General features: G+C 54.9%; 14 protein-coding genes. 10 read left to right on the forward strand and 4 right to left on the reverse strand.

What is annotated here, in order from left to right; all coding sequences use genetic code 11:
• Nucleotides 1-26: 26 nt before the first annotated feature.
• Nucleotides 27-1,169, reverse strand: coding sequence for an ATP-grasp domain-containing protein (locus CLV58_RS15780; protein WP_106138798.1), 1,143 nt, complete (start codon nt 1,167-1,169; stop codon nt 27-29).
• Nucleotides 1,170-1,379: 210 nt separating this feature from the next.
• Here CLV58_RS15780 and CLV58_RS15785 point away from each other — a divergent pair, with 210 nt between their 5' ends.
• Nucleotides 1,380-1,790: a hypothetical protein gene (locus tag CLV58_RS15785; RefSeq protein ID WP_146141448.1), complete on the forward strand. Its 411-nt coding sequence runs from the start codon at nt 1,380-1,382 to the stop codon at nt 1,788-1,790.
• 144 nt (nt 1,791-1,934) lie between these two features.
• Here CLV58_RS15785 and CLV58_RS15790 read toward each other — a convergent pair whose 3' ends face one another.
• Nucleotides 1,935-2,639: an esterase family protein gene (locus CLV58_RS15790; protein WP_106138800.1), complete on the reverse strand. Its 705-nt coding sequence runs from the start codon at nt 2,637-2,639 to the stop codon at nt 1,935-1,937.
• 144 nt (nt 2,640-2,783) lie between these two features.
• Here CLV58_RS15790 and CLV58_RS15795 point away from each other — a divergent pair, with 144 nt between their 5' ends.
• The gene (locus CLV58_RS15795; protein WP_106138801.1) at nt 2,784-3,644 is read left to right on the forward strand and encodes an alpha/beta hydrolase; all 861 of its coding nucleotides are present in this window, start codon (nt 2,784-2,786) and stop codon (nt 3,642-3,644) included.
• A 52-nt stretch (nt 3,645-3,696) separates the two neighbouring features.
• Nucleotides 3,697-4,527 carry a glycoside hydrolase family 16 protein gene (locus tag CLV58_RS15800; RefSeq protein ID WP_106138802.1) on the forward strand — a complete coding sequence of 277 codons (831 nt, stop codon included), beginning with the start codon at nt 3,697-3,699 and terminating at the stop codon, nt 4,525-4,527.
• Nucleotides 4,528-4,773: 246 nt separating this feature from the next.
• On the opposite strand, the gene CLV58_RS15805 is transcribed toward CLV58_RS15800, so the two are convergent.
• A complete protein-coding gene (locus tag CLV58_RS15805; protein WP_106138803.1) occupies nt 4,774-5,331 on the reverse strand; it encodes an RNA polymerase sigma factor in 558 nt (185 codons plus the stop codon).
• Between the two features lie 231 nt (nt 5,332-5,562).
• On the opposite strand from CLV58_RS15805, the gene CLV58_RS15810 reads away from it, so the two are divergent.
• The 5 genes from CLV58_RS15810 to CLV58_RS15830 all read left to right on the forward strand — a co-directional run bounded on the left by CLV58_RS15810 (nt 5,563) and on the right by CLV58_RS15830 (nt 16,149).
• Nucleotides 5,563-6,102 (forward strand): heme NO-binding domain-containing protein, encoded by a 540-nt coding sequence (locus CLV58_RS15810; protein WP_106138804.1) that lies wholly within the window; start codon nt 5,563-5,565, stop codon nt 6,100-6,102.
• 9 nt (nt 6,103-6,111) lie between these two features.
• On the forward strand, nt 6,112-8,979 hold the full coding sequence (locus CLV58_RS15815; RefSeq protein ID WP_106138805.1) for a PAS domain S-box protein: 2,868 nt from the start codon (nt 6,112-6,114) through the stop codon (nt 8,977-8,979).
• Nucleotides 8,976-9,668 carry a LytR/AlgR family response regulator transcription factor gene (locus CLV58_RS15820; protein WP_106138806.1) on the forward strand — a complete coding sequence of 231 codons (693 nt, stop codon included), beginning with the start codon at nt 8,976-8,978 and terminating at the stop codon, nt 9,666-9,668. Before CLV58_RS15815 ends, CLV58_RS15820 begins: the two co-directional genes overlap by 4 nt.
• A gap of 223 nt (nt 9,669-9,891) precedes the next feature.
• Complete coding sequence (locus CLV58_RS15825; protein ID WP_106138807.1) at nt 9,892-14,334, forward strand: nitric oxide synthase oxygenase; 4,443 nt, start codon at nt 9,892-9,894, stop codon at nt 14,332-14,334.
• A gap of 90 nt (nt 14,335-14,424) precedes the next feature.
• On the forward strand, nt 14,425-16,149 hold the full coding sequence (locus tag CLV58_RS15830; RefSeq protein ID WP_106138808.1) for an alpha/beta hydrolase: 1,725 nt from the start codon (nt 14,425-14,427) through the stop codon (nt 16,147-16,149).
• Nucleotides 16,150-16,252: 103 nt separating this feature from the next.
• Here CLV58_RS15830 and CLV58_RS15835 read toward each other — a convergent pair whose 3' ends face one another.
• Nucleotides 16,253-17,332 carry an acyl-CoA reductase gene (locus CLV58_RS15835; protein ID WP_106138932.1) on the reverse strand — a complete coding sequence of 360 codons (1,080 nt, stop codon included), beginning with the start codon at nt 17,330-17,332 and terminating at the stop codon, nt 16,253-16,255.
• Nucleotides 17,333-17,464: 132 nt separating this feature from the next.
• On the opposite strand from CLV58_RS15835, the gene CLV58_RS15840 reads away from it, so the two are divergent.
• Nucleotides 17,465-17,815: a 4Fe-4S dicluster domain-containing protein gene (locus CLV58_RS15840; protein WP_106138809.1), complete on the forward strand. Its 351-nt coding sequence runs from the start codon at nt 17,465-17,467 to the stop codon at nt 17,813-17,815.
• 344 nt (nt 17,816-18,159) lie between these two features.
• Nucleotides 18,160-19,338 carry a porin gene (locus CLV58_RS15845; protein WP_106138810.1) on the forward strand — a complete coding sequence of 393 codons (1,179 nt, stop codon included), beginning with the start codon at nt 18,160-18,162 and terminating at the stop codon, nt 19,336-19,338.
• Nucleotides 19,339-19,346 lie beyond the last annotated feature (8 nt).

Here is a 19,346-nt window from a genome sequence, read left to right on the forward strand (position 1 = left end):
CGGTATCTGTCAGTTCAGCGACTGGCTCATTTGCCCTTCTTCGCTTTCGGCTTTGGCTTCTCGACAGGCTCAGCAGCTTTCGGACCTTTGGCTTCCTTGGCTGGTTTTTCAGCCGGTGCCTGCTTCTCAGCTGGAGCCGGTTTTTCTTTTGATTCCTTCTCCGCTTTAGGGGCTTTTTCTGCCTTCGGCTCGGGCTTTTCTGGTTTCGGAGCCGGGCCACCAATCGAACCGCGTACAAACGTACCCCAGGTCAGATTGTCTTTACCCGCTACGTTCTTGCGGGCCCGGTCGATGGCCATATTGGCAGCGGCCTCCACGACCCAGTCAAAATTTTCCTGACCAACTGAATGCACGTCGGCGTCGGGAGCGGGGTTGCAGAAGTCGATCGCGATGGGGATACCGTCACGCACGGCAAACTCAACCGTGTTGAAGTCGTAGCCCAGGCCGTGATTCAGCTTCAGTACATATTCCTCCATCGTTTTCAGCAGCTTCTTACCCGCATCGCCGGTCGTTTTCATCTCCGACGCGTAGCGCAGGTGATGCGGGTTGCGCGGCTCGTACGGCATGATCCGCACATCTTTCCCGCCGATGCAGTAGCAACGGAAATAATCGGTGAAGTCGATGGCTTCCTGATACAGCATCACCAGTTGACCCGTCTCGTCATAAGCACGGAACATCTGCTCCGGGTTGTCGACTTTATAAACGCTTTTCCAGCCACCGCCGGCATGGGGTTTCATGAACGCCGGAAAGCCGATGTGCTCAAAAATGCCGTCCCAGTTCATGTTGGCGAGGTTGCGGAACGAATTGTGGTTCGTGTCGTCGGGGCGCTCTTTCGAAGGCAGCAGAATCGTTTTCGGAACCGGTACGCCCAGCTGAACGGCCAGCGCGTTGTTGAAAAACTTCTCATCGGCACTCCACCAGAAAGGGTTGTTCACCACGGCGGTACCGGTGAGGGCTGCGTTTTTCAGGAATGCTTTATAAAATGGAACATCCTGCGAAATCCGGTCGATAATCACCGCGTAATCGGTCGGAACGCTTTGTTCCACCTGCTCAATGCGGACAAACTCGGCGGGGAAGTCGCTTTGCTTCTCGTTAACGCGATCGACAAACGCCTGGGGGAACGTATTTTCCTGGCCAAACAAGATACCTATCTTCCGTTTGTTACTCATAATCAGGCAGTTGATGTTAGATGGTGTTATTGTAGTAAAACAACGGTGCAACCAAACGTGCGTTGTTACGCTGTGATGGGCCAAAGTTGCACCGCTGTCCGTAAAAACCCAAACAGCCCCCTGAGGTTTGATCAATCCGTAATAAGACCGTTTACAGGAAAGAAATGAGTAGGTGTATGTCGTGTTCTGAGATACGCGTATACTCGCGCTATGAAACAGTATCTATCCTTGGTAGTGGCTACGCTTTTCGTGATAAGTGCCTGCAAAACAAATGCACCTGTCCCCGAAACAGACCTCACCCTAGGCTTGACGGGCGTCTACCCGCTGACTTCCTATCAGTCGGGAGCGGTAGTGCGACCGCTGCCGGACGGCGCTTATTCGATGAAGTTTACGACAAGTCGACTAGACAATACACATTTATCGGCCGTGTTGACCGTCACGGAGACACCCGGCTCGTTCGACGTCGCCACGTACACCTTTGAGCTGACGCGCGGATCTACCGCTGATTCGTTGGTCAACGTTAGCGTACAGGGAACACCTGTTGGCTCGATGAGTGCCCGAACGATGGACGTAACCGTTCAGTGGGACGGCAGAACAAGACGGGTAAAAGCAGCCCGGTAAAACAAAAACGACCCGCATTATATCAGCGCGGGTCGTTTCATAACTGTTCCGTGATTTTAGGCTGGATTGTTAACGCAGACCAATCATCTCTGATCGCCAGTAAATCCTGCCAATCCTGTAATCCTGTCAAAACCAATCCTATCTTTAAATCTGGTTCAGGTAGCGCGGGAACATATCTTTCCAGACGGGCCAGTCGTGGTCGCCCCAGGGCACAATGTCGAGTTGGTGGCGGATACCTTTGCGGCCCAGAATGCCCGACATCTGTTCGTTGGCCGGTTTGCAGAAGTCGTAGGCGGAGGTACCCAGCACAATGTTCATGTGGTGCAACTCCGGGTTGCCATCGTTCGGTACGAAGTCGACGGGGTTGTTGAAGTAAACGTTATCGTCGTAGTAGCCGTGCAGAAACGAGCGGATGTCGAACTTGGCACCCATCGAAAACAGATGCCCGACCTGCTCGGGGTGGCGAAAGGCGAAGTTCAGCGCGTGGTACCCACCGAAGGACGCTCCGGCCACGCCGATCTTCCGGGTGTTGCATTCCCGCTGAATGCCCGGAATCAGTTCGTCGTGCAAAAACCGGTCGTACAGAACGTGATTCCAGATACGGGCACCGGGGTGCAGGTGCCGGGCGTAAAAGCTGTCGCGGTCGACACTGTCGATGCAGTATATTTTTACTTTGCCCGTCTCGACAAACCAGCGAACCGACTCGATAAAGCCAAAATTCTTGTATTCGTAGAAGCGGCCCATTGAGGTGGGGAACAAAACGAGTGGGTAGCCCCAGTTGCCGTATACCAGCATTTCCATGTCGCGACCCAGATGGTGCGAATACCATTTTCGATAGTCTTCCTGCAAGGTTGTATGTCGTTTGGTGACGGACTAATTTTTGTTTGAAAGTAGAGTAAAAGACCGGTACGGACAAAAAAGAGCCGGTTCGTATCCAAAAAATCGGCTATTTTGCTGGTTGTGATCCCTGTATTTCTTTCTCTGTTTTTGCTTATGGCGGAATTACTACCCGTTTCAACTCAGGCGTACAGCCCGCCGGTGTCGGTTCGCCACGACGATTCATTGGTGTCGGTACCCCTGAACCGCAGCATTCACCTGACGATCATTTTGCCGCCTAACGACCAGGGCGACCGCCTGCCGCAGAACCGTCTGCCGCAGGATCGCCTGCCGGTACTTTATCTCAACGACGGACAGGATCTGCCGAAGCTGCATATGACTGAGGTGCTTGACTCGCTCTACCAGCAACAGGCCATCCGCCCGTTTGTTCTGGTTGCCATTCACGCTGGCGACCGGATTCAGGAGTATGGTACGGCGGCTCAGGCCGACTACATGAACCGGGGAAGCAAGGCCGCCCGCTACACCGATTTCGTACTGACCGAGTTGATTCCCTACGTCGAGAAACATTACCCCGTGCGGACCGATGCGGCCAGTTCGGTATTTGCCGGCTTTTCGCTCGGCGGGTTGTCGGCTTTCGACATCGTCTATCATCACCCCGACCGATTCAGCCGGGCCGGGGTGTTTTCGGGTTCGTTCTGGTGGCGAAGCCGGGCCTTCGACGGTGCCTATTCCGACGATACCGACCGCATTGCTCATCAGCTCGTACGGCATGGTGGGGGAGTACAGCCCCTGCGCTTCTGGTTCGAAACCGGCACCGACGACGAAACCAGCGACCGCAATAACAACGGTATCATCGACTCCATCGAAGACACCACCGACCTGATTGACGAACTAGTCAGGAAAGGCTACCGGCGCGACACCGACATTCGATATGTCGAGGTACCGGGCGGACAGCATAATCAGGAAACGTGGCGCGCTGTCATGCCCGATTTTCTGATTTGGACGTTCGGTCGATAGAAAGGATAGTCGGATGTCATTAGAAAACAGGCTGGGTGTAGCTTATAAGGCTATGAAATGGATCGCTATCCCCAGCCTGTTGTGGGCGTTATCGAGCGGCTGCTCGGTCGATGCGCAAACGGCCCAGCTAACTACCCCACCCACCAGTCAGTCGATGGCTCCCCGTCGGTTGGTCTGGCGCGACGAGTTCGACCGTCCCGGTTTGCCCGATACGACAAAATGGCGCTACGAGGTTGGTGGTAACGGTTGGGGAAACAACGAACTACAATTTTACACCGCCCGGCGACCGGAAAACGCGCGCGTGGAAGGCGGCCATCTGCTGATCGAAGCACGCCGGGAAAGCTGGCAGGGAAAACAGTACACGTCCGCCCGCCTGACGACCCGGCAAACACAAACCTGGACCTACGGCCGTATCGAAGCCCGCGCCAAACTGCCGGCGGGCCTGGGAACCTGGCCGGCAATCTGGATGCTGGGGCAAAATATCGGGACGGTAGGGTGGCCCCGCTGCGGTGAACTCGACATCATGGAACACGTCGGCTATGATCCGGGCGTGATTCACGGAACGACGCACACGCAGGCCTACAACCACGTGAAGCATACCGAAAAAACGGGTACCGAGACGATTCCCGACGCAACAACGGCGTTCCACCTGTACGCTATCGACTGGACGCCCGATCAGATCGACTTTTATGTCGACGAACATCGGTACTTCTCTGCGAAAAAAAGCGAGCTGGGAGCGTCAGAGGCTGAGTGGCCATTCGATCAGCCCTTCTATCTGCTGCTGAATCTGGCCGTAGGCGGCAACTGGGGTGGGGCGAAGGGCGTCGACGAAACCATATGGCCCCGTCGTATGGAAGTCGACTATGTGCGGGTGTATCAGTGAGTAAGAGAAAAGAGATGAGATGAAAGAAGAAAGAAGTAGGGCAAAAAGAGAAAAGAGGTGAGATGAAAGAAGAAAGAAGTAGGGCAAAAAGAGAAAAGAGGTGAGACGAAAGAAGAAAGACGCTGGTGCGACCAACCTCTCTTCCTCCGTCTTACCTCTCTCTACTGCTATCTTCTCTCTCCTATCTTACCTCTTTCGTCTTTCGTCTTTCTTCTTACCTCTTTTGTCTTACCTCTTTCTTCTTACTTAAAACGGCATCGCCATCGTGTCGCCACAGAGCCGGCGCACCTTGTCACGCGACCGTTTCAGCCGCATCTTCACGGCGCTGTCGTTGAGGTTCAAACGCTCGGCAATCTGTTGTATGTCCAGCCCTTCCTGGTATTTCATGCGCAGAATCATCGACTCCTGCGGGGAGATCGTGCTCATGGCATTCGATAGTTGCTGAAGGCTTTGTTCTTTCGCTTCATATTCGTCCGTCGACGGCATCTGACAGTCGATATCATCGTCGAGCGGGGTTGTGTTCATGCGGTTGGCCACCCGAATCTGATCCATACAGTAGTTATATGAGATCGAGTAGAGCCAGGTTGAAAAGGTCGAACGCTCCTGGAAACGGTCTAGTCGTGAGAAAGCGCGGATGAATATATCATGGGTGAAATCCTGGGCTTTTTCAGAATCTTTCGTGTAGGACAGGCACCGGTTATATACTTTGCGAACGTAACGCGTGTAGAGCGTCTCAAAGCAGTCGTTCGGGCGGGTTTCCAGGTATTGCCGGATTACTTCTTCGTCGTTCAGTTTCGTTTTCATTGATTCAATAGCTCAGGTGATGCTGATGGAGCGATTTCGTCTGTTTCCTGATACAAAGGTTACGTAGGTGTGCTTGGAAAGGCATCTTATTTCGATGAACTGTCGCTTTTAGACGTTTTTTGGTAGAAAAATTGTTAATAGTGTATCTACCTAGTTGAAGGTGCCCTGTTTTTAAAAAGAAATGTTACCTATTTTGGTGATGCGTATTAGTTGGTCCACTGAGACATTAGTATGAAAGGAATTGTATTTACCGGGCTGCTGGACATGGTGGAGGAGCAATACGGGTACGAACTCGTCGACGAATTACTTACGGAAAATGACCTGCCGTCGGGGGGTATTTATACGACCATCGGTACGTACGATCATGCCGAGATGGTAACGCTTGTTCGGGCCTTGCAACAGAAGACGGGCATCCCCATTCCGGATCTGTTACGGGTCTATGGCCATTACACATTCCGGTCGTTTTCGCGCTCATACCGCATGTTTATCGATCAGGCGACATCGGCCTTTGAGCTACTTAACTCCGTGCAGCACTACATTCACGTCGAAGTTCGTAAACTGTACCCCGACGCCGAGCTGCCGCAGTTTATCATCGACAAACTGACCGACAAGACCATGATTATGCGGTATGAGTCGGAACGGAAGATGGCCGATTTTGCCTATGGTATGATCGAGGGTTGTCTGGATCACTTTCAGGAGAAAGCGACGATCAGTATGGCCGATCTGTCGGGCGATGGTAGCCGCGTGGAATTCACCATTCAGAAAGAGTAAGGCTGGCCTATGAGCGAACTGGAGCTGACGAAACGGCGGCTGGAGCGTGAAAAAGCGGCCCGCCGACAGGCTGAGGCCATCCTGGAAGATAAAGCCAGGCAGCTATATCACGCCAATGAAGCCCTGCAGCGGCTCAACGGAAGTCTGGAAACCGAGATTCAGCGCAAGCTGATCGAGCTTGATTTAAGCGAACAGCGCTACCGGCAGTTGATCGATTCCGTCGACGACATTATCTATAAAATGTCGCTCGACGGCCTGTTCACGTACGTCAGTCCCGCTATCGAGAACGTGCTGGGCTACCGGCAGGAAACCGTTGTCGGGCGTCATTTTACCCACCTGGTACAGCCCGAATGCTGGCAGGAAATGGCGCACTTTTACCAGCAGATGGTGCGCGAGCGAACGCTGAGCACGTACTACGAGTTTGCCGCCAAAAGCCGCGATGGCCGGCGGGTGTGGATCGGACAAACCGTCCGGCTCATCGAAGCGGATGGGCAGATCGTTGAAATGGTGGGCGTCGCGCGGGACATAACCGCCCGTCGGAATGCCGAACAAGCCTTGCAGACCACCGAGATTCGTTTCTCAACGTTACTGTCCAATCTACACGCGGGCGTGCTGGTTGAAGATGAGGAGGGGGAGATCATTCTGGCCAATCAGCAGTATTGTACGATTTTCGATTTGCCCGTCCAGCCCGGACAGTCGCATCGGCAGTCGGCCGGGCTGGCGCAGCACGTACTGGGCGAGGTCGCTGCCTTCAACGCCCGGCTGGATGAACTGCTGCGCGACCGAAAACTGGTTGAAGCAGACGAAATCCGGTTGCGCAATGGCCGGATTCTGGAACGCGATTACGTGCCAATCGTGCTGGCGGGCCGGAAACTGGGCACGCTGTGGATGTACCGCGACGTCACCGGCAAGTTTCATGCCCGCGAACTAATTCGCCGGAGCGAGGAGAAGTACCGGGGCATCATGAACAAGATGGATCTGGGGTTGATCGAGGTTGATCGGACTGATATCATCCTGCGGGTCTACGAACGATTCTGCGCTATGCTGGGCTACGCGGAGGATGAATTGATCGGGCGAAATATCAATGACATGCTGGTTCCGCCCGAATTTCAGCCGCTGGTCGACGAGCAGCTGCAAAGCCGGCAGCAGGGCCTTTCCGGTTCGTACGAGCTTCAACTGATTCGTAAAGACGGCAGTCGCATCTGGGTACTGGTCAGTGGGGTGCCGATTTACGACGAACGGGGTGATCTGGTTGGGTCGATGGGGATTCATTACGACCTGACGCAGCGCAAAGAACTCGAACTGGAACTGGCAGCGGCCCGTCAGGTAGCCGAAGATGCCCGCATGGCCGAAAAACAGTTTCTGGCCAACATGAGCCACGAAATCCGCACGCCCCTCAACGCGATCATCGGCATGTCGCACCTGTTGCTGGATACCCCACTCAGTCCGCGACAGCACGAGTACATCGACTCGCTAAAGACGTCGGCCGATTTTCTGCATCGGCTGATTTCCGATTTGCTCGACATGACCAAGATCGAGGCTGGGCGGATTGAAATGAACCTGCGCCCGTTCGATCTAAGCACGCTGCTGTATTCGACGCAGAAAGTGTTCGAGATGAAACTGACGGACCGCCCGGTAACGATCGACGTGCTGCTCGACACCCGGATTCGGGGTAATGTCGTGGGCGATGATCTGATTCTGAATCAGATTCTGCTGAATTTGATTGGCAACGCCGAGAAGTTTACCGAAGAGGGGAGTATCCAGATCATCGCCCGCGTTCGCCGGGAAGATGAACACGAATACGTTATCGACTTCACCGTCAGCGATACGGGCATTGGCATTCCGGCGGAGAAGCTGGATTCGATCTTCCAGAAATTCAGGCAGGTGAACCCATCGGCACACAAGCCGAAAGGCACCGGGCTGGGACTGGCCATTACCAAAGAACTGGTTGAACTACAGGGGGGGACGATTTCGGTTCGTAGCCAGGTTGGCGTCGGGTCGCAGTTTATGTTCACGCTGTCGTTTTCAAAGAGCCGCGACATGGTGGTGCCGGTCAACAACCCCGTGCCGGTAGCTGTGTCGCCGGCAGATATTCCCCAGTGCCGGGTACTGATAGCGGAAGACAATCCCCTGAACCAGAAATACATCAGCAATCTGTTCGCCAAATGGATGATTCCGTTTGGTATGGCGTCAGACGGGGCCGAGCTGGTCGAACTGGCGCGGCAACAGGTGTATGATCTTATCCTGATGGACGTTCAGATGCCGGTTATGAACGGTTACGAAGCCGCCGAGGCCATTCGCAAAACCCCCAACCCGAATTTGTTTACGCCCATCGTCGCGCTCACGGCTTCGGCAATGCTCGATCAGCGCGAGATGGCGACACAGGCAGGAATGAACGATTTTCTGGCAAAACCGTTCGAACCGATGCAACTGATCGACGTCCTGCGACGCTACGCACCCGTCGGCAATCTACGTGAACGTAGTGCCGATGCAGCGGAACAGGCCGTTTCGACCGCCCAGGATGGATTGAATTACCAGCGACTGGATGAGTTGTACGGGGACGATGCTGCGTACGCGTCGGAGATGTTTGCGGCTTTTCTCAGTGACGTCGTGCCGGACGTAGCTAACCTGCCGACGCTGTGTCGGGTGGAACGACTACCGGAGCTGGCCCAGCTGGCCCACAAGATCCGGCCGACATTCCCGATGGTTGGTCTGACCGGTTTGGAAACCGAGCTGGAGCAGCTCGAACAGGCTATCCACGGAAAGCAGCCCCTTGACCAGATCGAGCAGCGGTGCGCCGGTCTCGTGCAGGAACTCAACCGGATGGTACCACTATTGCAGGCTGAATTGCAGAAGCGTTTGCACTTAAGTACATGACCCTGACTTGTCTGATTGTCGAAGATGAATTTTTATCCCGCAGGTCACTCGAGCGGCTTTGTCTCCGCCACGAGAAGCTGACCGTGCTGGGGGCCTTCGACAACGCCCGGACCGCACTGAATTTTCTCGATCGACAGTCCGTCGATTTACTCTGGCTCGACGTGGAAATGCCGGGCCTGTCGGGGTTCGATTTGCTGAAACGGATGGTCGCCGACCCGTTGGTCGTACTGACGACCAGTAAGGTTGAGTACGCGTATGCTGCTTATCAGTATCAGGTGGTCGATTACCTGAAAAAACCAGTCGACTGGCCTCGCTTTTGCACAGCGGTTGACCGGGTCATCGAGCGGTACCAGTTGCGCCGACCTGACCTGGCACCCGAACCGCCCACCCTCGCCATCCGGGTCGATGGTCGTTCCATCCGGATACCGATTGGGTCGATCAGTTACATTGAAAACATAGGTGATTATGTCCGGATTGTCACGGAAACGCAGCTTTATCTGGCTTATATGACGATGAAATCGCTGGAGGAGAGTTTAGGTAATTCTTTCGCCCGCGTCCATCGTTCATACATCGTTAATCTGCAAAAAATCGTCGACATCGAGGAAAATACGCTGGTTATCGGCGATAAAGTAATTCCTATCAGCCGGGCAAACCGACCTGAACTGCTGAGTAGGTTGAATCTGTTGTGAATCAGCTGGTACATATACTAACAGACACGTTACTGAATCCAACAGTCGTCAATTCGTTGTTTTTGATGGGTCTGCTGGTTACGTAGTTTGCTGATGGCGTAACTATACTCGCTGCTCAATAGGTGTATATACAGGCGATTAACAAAGCAACAACGCTGACGTTAGGCATAAAGCCAGCCCGGCAAGAAACGATGCCCTCCTCCCGTAAACGTGAACCAGAAACATGGTAACACCAACCGATACAGACCCCGTCGATAGCCAGTCCGGTAACCGACAACCAGCGCTGTCGATCACCGATGTGCTGCTTCAGCATGCCCCCGAAAACGGGTATGAATACCGGGGTACCCTCTGGTCGCTGGACTCGGTCGGGCGTGTACTGGTCGAGCAGGTGTTGCAGATACGCCGTCGCCCCGAGTGGCTGGTCAATGTCTGGCATCAGGGCGGTGGGCAACTGGTTATCGGCTTACAGGCGCGTCCCGTTGACGGGCCGATCTGGCAGGATTTGGGTCGTTTGCCGATCGATACCCAGCCGGGGCTAAGTGGTTCCCTGAGCGTCGTTACGGAACAGCCACTGCCGGGCTGGACCCCCGCGCCCAACCTGCGCATCAGCCTGCGGCTATCGCGTGAACAGGCTGGCCGGCGCACCGATCGGAACCTGCCCGTGAACGGACGGACGGGGCGGGGTGTTGCTACCCACATGAGTACTCTGGGAGAAACAACCGCTACCAGGCAGGAAATACCCCCGATGACAGCCGCCGAACAGGTGCTTGTCAGGGACATATGGAATAAGTTGCTGGCGTATCAGGATATGCTGATCGGGATGTTCGTGGAACGGCTGCTGCATGAGGAGCCGGAACTGATCGACCGCTTCGGCGACGCGATTGATGAAGTACCGCGTCAGTTTGCCGAATTATTCGACGTTAGTATCCGGCAGTTGCGCCCGCGCGCCGAACAGATTCTGCGCGAAAGCTACCGGGGCGTTTACCCCGCAACGACCGACGAGGCCAAACCCGCCAGCGCACTGCTGGCTCAGTTGACAGGCCTGGGCATGCGACCAGCGCACTGGCAAACGGCCCGGCGGGTCTGGAGCTGGATGCTGGCTAACGTTCCTTACCTGGAAGAGTACGACCGGGAGAATCTGGCGAAAGGCGTTCAGTCGGCTCCGTATCGTTTCTTTTCGTTGCATATTCTGCCGCCCGCTCTGGAGGCCTGTCAGCACTACGACAATGCAATCGCACCGGACATGGTCCGTCGCATGCGCGAAACCGGTGATCGGCTGGCCACCGACCCGCTGGGCTATGGCGTAGCGTTTTATCAACTGCTGTTTCAGGCGCATCCCGACGTACTACCGTATTTTGGTCGCACGGATATGGACACGCTGGCGCGGCACCTGATGCAGACGGTTACCTTTCTGATCCGGTCGCTCGAAGCCGGGCAGGATGTGCAGAAAGACCTGCGCGAACTGGCCCGCATCCACGCGAACCACCGCATCCCGGCGGAACTGTACGGTGCCGTTACCGACCCGCTGCTGACTGTGATGCGTCGTGCCAACCCTGCTTTCTCCGATGCCGAAGCACAGGCCTGGGTCGTGCTACTGAACCGCGTCAGCGACGTGCTGCGGCAACCGATGCTGAATCAGCAGCGACTGCTTCGACTGGCCAACGATTTTATTCGGCAGGTAGCCGATGAACTGACCTGGGAACCAGACACACTCGCACGACGGCTTGAGGGGATCGAGCGCGAAATCCGCACGACCGGAACCTATACACACACGTACGAGGAACTGGCTTATGGCGCGCAGCTGGCCTGGCGGAATGCGTCGAAGTGCATCGGGCGGATTGCCTGGCGGAACATGGTTGTGCGCGACCTGCGGCACGTGACCGATCCCGACGAGATGTTCAACGAAGTTGTCGAGCACCTGCGCATGGGTACCAACGGCGGTAACGTCCAGGTTGTCATGAACGTGTTCCGGCCAAAGCGACCGCTCGAACGGTGGGGACCGCGCATCTGGAACAGCCAGTATATTCGCTTTGCTGCCTACGAACAGCCCGACGGGACCATCCTGGGCGATAAAGCCAACCTGAAACTGACGCAGGCTATCATCCGGCAGGGATGGACCCCGCCCGCAGTCAAAACCGATTACGACTGCCTGCCCATCGTCATCGAAACACCGGGACAGGCACCCCGTCGGTACGAATTCGACCCGGCAGACGTGCTGCGGATACCCATCGAACATCCGGCTTATCCCGGTATCGCCGATCTGAACATGCAGTGGGGCGCTGTCCCGGTCATCGCCAACTTCAACCTGGAAATCGGTGGGGTCGACTACGGGTGCGTACCGTTCAACGGCTGGTTTATGGAAACCGAAATCGCCCGTAATCTCTGGGAGGACGAACGCTACGGCATGGCGTCCCGGATTGCGGAGGTCATCGGGCTGGACACCTCCACGGAACAGACGCTCTGGCGCGACCGGGCGTTCCTGGAACTGAATGCGGCTGTCATACATTCGTTCGCGAAGGCCAAAGTAACGCTGGTCGATCATCAGACGGCGTCGCAGCAATTTATGGCGCACGACCAGCGCGAAAAGCGGGCCGGGCGCGAATGTCCGGCGCAGTGGTCGTGGGTGACGCCGGCGGCTGGTGGCAGCACCACGGCGGTATGGCACCACGAAATGCGTGATTTTTACCTGACACCCAGCTACCACTATGCCGCCGATAAATGGGCCGTGCTGGATGATGACCTGACGCTGGCCGGCGAGACGGCGGAGACGGAGCCCGTTGTCAGTAGCCGACCGCTGATCCTGTACGGATCGGAGACAGGTACGGCCGAACGCTACGCCCGGCAAACGGCCCGGCGATTGAATCAGCACCGACCCCGCGTGATGGCGCTCGATGAGTTCGATCCGGCACAACTCGCTCAGGAGCAGCTTGTACTGATTGTTACGTCGACCTTCGGCAATGGTGAGCCGCCCGGCAACGCGGTTCACTTCCTGGAAAAACTACGGCAGCTAGCCAACGACGCCGGTAACGGCTTCAACTTCTCGGTGATGGCGCTGGGGAGCACAATCTACCCGAACTTCTGCGCGGCCGGTATCACGATCGACCGGGAACTGGCTCGGGTGGGCGGGAACCGGGTGGTCAGCATGCACAAGGGCGACGAGATTAAAGGGCAGGCCGATAGTTTCCGGCAATGGCTCGAACTCGTAGCCCGGCTGCTGGGTGAAGACCCGACGACGGCGGGCGCTCCAACGGTATCGACAACGTCCGTTACTTTTCTCGACAAAAACACCGTTTGCCCGCACCTGGCGGGTATGGATCGTAAACGGCCGGGCGTCAGCGTGCCGGTCATCGCCAATCGGGAGCTGTTGAAGAAAGTGATTGCGGGTAGTCGCTCGACGCGCTTCCTGTCTTTCGATATTTCCAGAACGGATTTACAGTACGAAACCGGCGACCACGTGGCCGTTTACCCACAAAATCCGGCTGCTTTGGTAGAACGGCTTTGTCAGCGGCTGGGTATTGCGGGCGATGCCTGGTTCACGACCGCCGGTGCCGATGCTGCCGACGGACAAACCTACGCCACACCCGTACAGGTGGCCGATGTGTTGACCAATGACGTCGACCTGAGCCTGCACGAACCGTTCGACGAATTACTGAACCTACTCCAACGCACGACGCAGCCCGGCCCCGACCGACAGCGTATAACCGACTGGCAACGGATACTCTCCCGCGACGATGAGCAGCCCGATGTGACGGCGTTGAAAGCGTATATTACCGACCGCTACCTGACTGTCGTTGATTTGCTGGACGAATTTACCTCGGCAACCGTGTCGTTCGGTGATTTGCTGAGCGTACTACCCCGCCAAAAGCCCCGCCTGTATTCGATTTCGTCCTGCTCGCTGGTCTATCCCGACCAGATCCACCTGACCGTCGGCGTAGTGCGTACGACGACAAGTACGGGCCAGGAGCGACGGGGCTTGTGTTCTAATTTTCTGGCTGAACTCGATCCGGCGAAGCAGCACACCGTGCGGCTGGCCGTACGCACCTCAAATTTTCGTCCACCGGCCAATCCCGAAGCGCCGATGCTGCTGGTCGGACCCGGTACCGGACTCGCGCCACTGGTGGGCTTCCTGCAACACCGGGAAGTGCAGCTACAGGCACTACATGCCAAACGCAGCCCACAACAGGTCGACAGCCTGCTGCGTGAGCCGCCGGCCATTCACACGCGTTTGTTTTTTGGCTGCCACGACCTGAACGACTACCTCTACCAAGACGAACTCGAAACCTGGCGGCAAACGGGGGTGCTGACGCATCTGGACGTCGCGTTCTCGCGCATGGGCGACGAAAAAATCTACGTGCAGCACCTGATCGAACAGCAGGCGACCGACCTTTGGCAGGTACTGTCGCAACCCGACTGTCACTACTACGTTTGTGGCGACGCCCGGATGGCTGACGAAGTGTTTGCCGTGCTGATGAACATCGCCCGCCGAATTGGTGGGTTGACGCACGCGCAGGCCGTCGATTTCTTTCAGCGGATGAAGCAGGAGAATCGCTTCGTTGCCGACGTTTGGGGGGTGCTGCTCAACGCCAAACAGGCACTGGCCGAAGTGCAAAACGCCCGGTATACCCAGGGCGAGCGCTGGCTGGCACAGATAGGCTCGGGGAATTGAGATAGAGGTAATCTGGTAACGGAATATAGGTTGACTTGTGAAGGTCGGTTAGCGTTCTATCTTTACGGAAGTCACCAATCCGTTACTTCTATGCCGTATCGTTTTACCTGTCTGCTTGGGCTGTTGGCCCTGACGCTGTCAACTAGTTGGGGGCAAAGCCCTGCCTTTACGGTTTCGTTTCCGGCGTCGCAAAGTCAGGCACCTCTCGATGGACGTTTGTTGTTGATACTGGCGAAAACGGCAACGCCCGAGCCCCGGCAGCAGGTGGGCGATGCGGTGGAAACGGCGCAGGTGTTTGGTGTCGACGTGACGAAACTTAAGCCCGGTCAATCGGCTCGCGTCGATACCAAAGCGTATGGCTATCCGATCAAAAGCCTGACGGGTATTGCGCCCGGCGATTACTACGTGCAGGCCGTGCTGCACCGCTACGAAACGTTTCACCGGAAAGACGGGCATACGGTACTGTTACCCATGGATCGGGGTGAAGGCCAGAACTGGCGCACGGCCCCCGGCAACCTGTTCAGTAAACCGCAAAGAATCACGATTCGGCGGGGAACCACGCAGCCTATTGTGCTGGTGATGGATCAGGTGAATCCGCCGATCCCGGAGCCGAAAGACACGCAGTTTATCAAGCACATTCGCATCCAGAGCAAGCGCCTGACCGAATTCTGGGGTCGGCCCATATACCTGGGGGCACACGTATTGATTCCGGCCGGCTTCGATGAACATCCCGAAGCCCGTTATCCGCTGGCGATTTTTCACGGCCACTTCCCGGAAAACTTCGATGGCTTCAGTGAAACGCCCCCGCCCGCCAACATGGACACGACTGATTATGTGGAGCGGTTCAAAGTGCATGGCTACAAGAAGATCGTGGCGAAGGAAGCGTATGACTTTTACAAAAAATGGACGAGTAAGGATTTTCCGCGTATGCTGATCGTGGAGATTCAGCACGCCAATCCGTACTACGACGATTCTTACGCCGTCAATTCGGAAAACCTCGGGCCCTACGGCGACGCGATCATGTATGAGTTGTTGCCGGAGATCGAACGGCGGTTCCGGGGCATCGGGCAGGGCTGGGCTCGCTTTACGTACGGCGGTAGTACGGGTGGGTGGGAAGCGCTGGCAGCCCAGGTGTTCTACCCCGATGCATTCAATGGCTGTTTCGCAGCTTGTCCCGACCCGATTTCGTTTGATGCCTACACGGTGTTCAACCTGTACAACGCCAAAAATGCCTATTACGAAGAAGGCCCGTTTCGGCGGACACCCCGCCCCGGTCAGCGTAATTATCTGGGACAGGTTAAATGCACGGTGGCTGAAAGCAATCACCGCGAACTGGCGTTAGGAACGCACTCCCGCTCCGGCGATCAGTTCGACATATGGGAAGCGGTGTATTCCCCCGTCGGGTCAGATGGGTACCCCAAGCGAATCTGGGACAAGGAAACCGGCGACATCGACCCGGCGGTAGCCGCTTACTGGCGCGAGCATTTCGACCTGCTACACATTCTCCGGCGCGACTGGCAAACACTGGGTCCGAAAGTGGCCGGCAAGATTCATATCTACTGTGGCGACATGGATAACTATTACCTCAACAATGCCGTGTACCTGATGGAGGATTTTCTGAAGAAGGCAAAGAATCCGGTCGCCAATAGCGAAGTCGCGTACGGTGATCGATTCGAGCATTGCTGGAATGGTGATCCCAACGTGCCTAATTACATCAGTCGGCTGCGCTACAACACGATGTACGTCGATAAAATGCTGAAGCGTATCGAAGTCAGTCATCCCGCCGGAGCCGATCTGACTAGCTGGCGGTATTAGTATAGTTGTAAGGTTGTAAAGTTGTATGGTTATAGAGTTGCTACCGCAGAAACCGGACGCGTCAGCCAACTTTGTAACCATACAACTTTACAACTATTCAACTCTATAACTGCTTCAAAAACGCCATCGTATCGACACCGTCGGCGTAGTCGGTCAGGGTGGGGCACTGTGTCTGACCGAAGGCAACACTACCCGGATACCAGCCCCGTGCGGAAGCAATCACCTGAATGCGGTTGCTGTGCGCAACCAGCCAGGCAGTTGCGTCATCGAGGGTTTTATACGTCTGGTAATAGACTACCGAGATAGGGGATACCAGGCCTGCATTCTCCGTCAGCAACAGGTATCCGTTGTCCAAGTGCGGAACGGCGTTGATGAGGTAAATCGATTTGTTGTAGTCGTAGTTGTTCTGGTACTTGTGGTTGTTCAAGTACGTCGAAACATTCGGCTCCAGCGCGCTCAGCATCGGCGTGAAGTTGTAGGGCTGCGGACCATCGTCACGGATCTCCAACCCTTCCGGAACGAGTAGCGTCGATACGTTACGGCAACCCAGTCCGTAGTAATCCGACAGGTCGTGACCCAATGCCAGGAAGTCGTCCGGCTGTTCTTCGCCCATCAACAGGCCCACCGACGTACGATTGCGTCGGATGATGTGTGGTTTCTTGCCGAAGTAGTAATCAAAGTAGCGGGCGGTGTTGTCGCTGCCGGTCGCGATATAGGCATCGGCGGCATTTAGTCGTTCCGCTTCCTGGACGTAGTCCGTAAAAGTCGGATTTATTTCTTTTATTTTTTGTATTAAATAGTGTATAAGTACAAAATCCTGGCTGCTCAGTTTAGCTAACAGTTTATGGCCACTGATGAGCACAGCCAGTAAATCGTGAAAGCCTACGGCCGGAATATTACCCGCCATAACAACGCCTATCGTGCGTGGCTCCTGACTGGGCTGGGCTGGGTGAAGGGACTGATTCGGGTCGTAGCCGTACTGCGCAGTCCAGGCCGTCAGCGCATCAAGCGTAAGAAACTGATCGGCGATTGCGCGCAGCGCACGGCGGGTATTTTCGGGGGTAAACCAGTTATTTTTATGGTAAGCACGTTCCTCTAAAGCGGTCAGTTCGGGTTCAGAATCGGCCCGGCGTAGGAAATCACCCAGGGCCGCGAACGTTTGCAGGCGTTCAGATAAAAGCATGTAGTCGATAAGCAAATGGAATACCCCATGAACGGAAGTGATGAAATTTTAGTTTGCCCCCAACCTTTAAATAGTTATATTTGTTGACTGTTAAGAAACGTCAAATTCTAGTCTTATAAATCTGTACTGCTCATGGCTATCATGATCACCGACGAGTGCATCAACTGCGGTGCCTGCGAACCCGAGTGCCCCAACACAGCTATCTACGAAGGTGGCGTTGAATGGACATGGGGTGGCGGCACTGAGCTGACCGAAGTTGATTTCGGCGACGGTACGGTAGTGAGCGGTAAAGCGCCACAATCGCCCGTCTCGAACGAGTTCTATTATATCGTTGCCGACAAATGCACGGAATGTGTAGGTTTCCACGAGGAGCCACAATGTGCAGCGGTTTGTCCTGTCGACTGCTGCGTTCCCGATCCGGAGCACGAAGAAGAGGAAGAAACGCTATTGTCGAAGAAAGCCTGGTTGCACGCTGAAGCGTAAGCGATCTGAAATGAATACCCCACAGGGGCCGCAAAAGCGGGAGCAGTTAGCTGCTCCCGCTTTTTTTGTGTAAAAAAAGCTTGATTCAGTCCCTACTGCTACCTTAATTAAGTAAGAAGAAAATTTTGTAAATCCTAAAAAAAGCAAAAGATCGTAAAACAATCGAAATAGTAATAAAAATATGAGTATTGGCATATAAGCATAGTATTTTTTGAATTATTTACGTGTTATTGTGCTATTTTGGTCCATTTTCTTGGATATAAGCTTGGATGATTCTCTTTTTTGGGCAAGATTTGCTACAGATTAAGAGTACGACCTATCTAAGTTTTAACAGAATATAATTTATGAGAAAGCGATTTTTACTTGGATTTTCTTTGTTAGCTAGTTTAGCCACGTACGCGCAGGATTCAACCACTACGTCGGCACCGGGGAAATTCACGTTTTCCGGTTATATGGATACCTATTACTTCGGTAACTTCAATAATCCGAAGAGCCAGTCGAATTTGGGTTTGAGTGGGGCAGGCATTCCTGGGAACGCACGGGCGTTCGATCAGAAGGCAGGTCAGTTTGGTATCGGTCTGGTTCAGGCAAAGGCTGTCTACACCGCTGATAAAGTTGAAGCCGTGGCCGATCTGGTATTTGGCCCGTTCGCCGATCTGGGCAATTACGGTAACAACGTGGGCTTTCTGGGCGCAGGCTCTACGGCGTTGGCCATCAAGCAGGCCTACATCACGATGAAAGCGACCCCCAAGCTTTCGTTCACGGCGGGTCAGTTCGGTACGCACATCGGCTACGAAGTCATCGACGCACCCGTCAACTACAACTATTCGCTGTCGAATCTATTCAACAATGGTCCGTTCTACCACCTTGGCCTGAAAGCGCAGTACGCGTTCAGCGACCGGGCCGCTTTGATGTTGGGCGTTGTCAACAACGTCGATAACATCTTTGACAACAATAAAAAGAAAGGTATCATCGGCCAGTTCTTCTTTTCGCCGGTTGCGGGCTGGAACGTGTATTTGAACGGTATCTATTCGGACGAAGCCTCAAAAGATATCACCACGACGAACAATGCCGTCGTCGTACCAGCCGACAAAGCCAACTACATGCTGTTTGACCTGACGACCACCTATCAGGTTACATCTAAATTCTTTCTTGGGCTGAATGCGGCTAAAGGTTCACAAAAAGGTGATTACCAGAATACAGGCGGTCCTGCTACGGCGCAAACGTGGGGTGGCGTAGCGGTTTATTCGAACTACGCGTTCACCGATAAATTTGGCCTAGGCGTTCGCTACGAGAGCTTTGATAACAAAAATGGCGTACGGGCTCTGCTCGATGCCAATGGTAACGGTGCCAGCGTCAACTCGATTACGGTGACGGGCAACATTACGGCCGCTGACGGACATCTCCTGCTCAAGCCTGAACTCCGCATTGACAGCTACTCAGCCAACAAATTCGAGAAGAACGACGGCTCGCTGACGCCCTCGCAGACAACGCTGGGTATGGCCGCCATCTTCAAATTTTAACCTACCGT

Origin of the sequence: Spirosoma oryzae (assembly GCF_003002825.1) — a bacterium.
In the GTDB taxonomy this organism is placed as follows: domain Bacteria; phylum Bacteroidota; class Bacteroidia; order Cytophagales; family Spirosomataceae; genus Spirosoma; species Spirosoma oryzae.

What these genes read in the sequence shown, in the direction of transcription:
- CLV58_RS15780 (WP_106138798.1), bottom strand. Translation starts at nt 1,169, where the DNA reads ATGAGTAACAAACGGAAGATAGGTATCTTGTTTGGCCAGGAAAATACG.
- CLV58_RS15785 (WP_146141448.1), top strand. Translation starts at nt 1,380, where the DNA reads ATGAAACAGTATCTATCCTTGGTAGTGGCTACGCTTTTCGTGATAAGT.
- CLV58_RS15795 (WP_106138801.1), top strand. Translation starts at nt 2,784, where the DNA reads ATGGCGGAATTACTACCCGTTTCAACTCAGGCGTACAGCCCGCCGGTG.
- CLV58_RS15800 (WP_106138802.1), top strand. Translation starts at nt 3,697, where the DNA reads ATGAAATGGATCGCTATCCCCAGCCTGTTGTGGGCGTTATCGAGCGGC.
- CLV58_RS15805 (WP_106138803.1), bottom strand. Translation starts at nt 5,331, where the DNA reads ATGAAAACGAAACTGAACGACGAAGAAGTAATCCGGCAATACCTGGAA.
- CLV58_RS15810 (WP_106138804.1), top strand. Translation starts at nt 5,563, where the DNA reads ATGAAAGGAATTGTATTTACCGGGCTGCTGGACATGGTGGAGGAGCAA.
- CLV58_RS15815 (WP_106138805.1), top strand. Translation starts at nt 6,112, where the DNA reads ATGAGCGAACTGGAGCTGACGAAACGGCGGCTGGAGCGTGAAAAAGCG.
- CLV58_RS15820 (WP_106138806.1), top strand. Translation starts at nt 8,976, where the DNA reads ATGACCCTGACTTGTCTGATTGTCGAAGATGAATTTTTATCCCGCAGG.
- CLV58_RS15825 (WP_106138807.1), top strand. Translation starts at nt 9,892, where the DNA reads ATGGTAACACCAACCGATACAGACCCCGTCGATAGCCAGTCCGGTAAC.
- CLV58_RS15830 (WP_106138808.1), top strand. Translation starts at nt 14,425, where the DNA reads ATGCCGTATCGTTTTACCTGTCTGCTTGGGCTGTTGGCCCTGACGCTG.
- CLV58_RS15835 (WP_106138932.1), bottom strand. Translation starts at nt 17,332, where the DNA reads ATGCTTTTATCTGAACGCCTGCAAACGTTCGCGGCCCTGGGTGATTTC.
- CLV58_RS15840 (WP_106138809.1), top strand. Translation starts at nt 17,465, where the DNA reads ATGGCTATCATGATCACCGACGAGTGCATCAACTGCGGTGCCTGCGAA.
- CLV58_RS15845 (WP_106138810.1), top strand. Translation starts at nt 18,160, where the DNA reads ATGAGAAAGCGATTTTTACTTGGATTTTCTTTGTTAGCTAGTTTAGCC.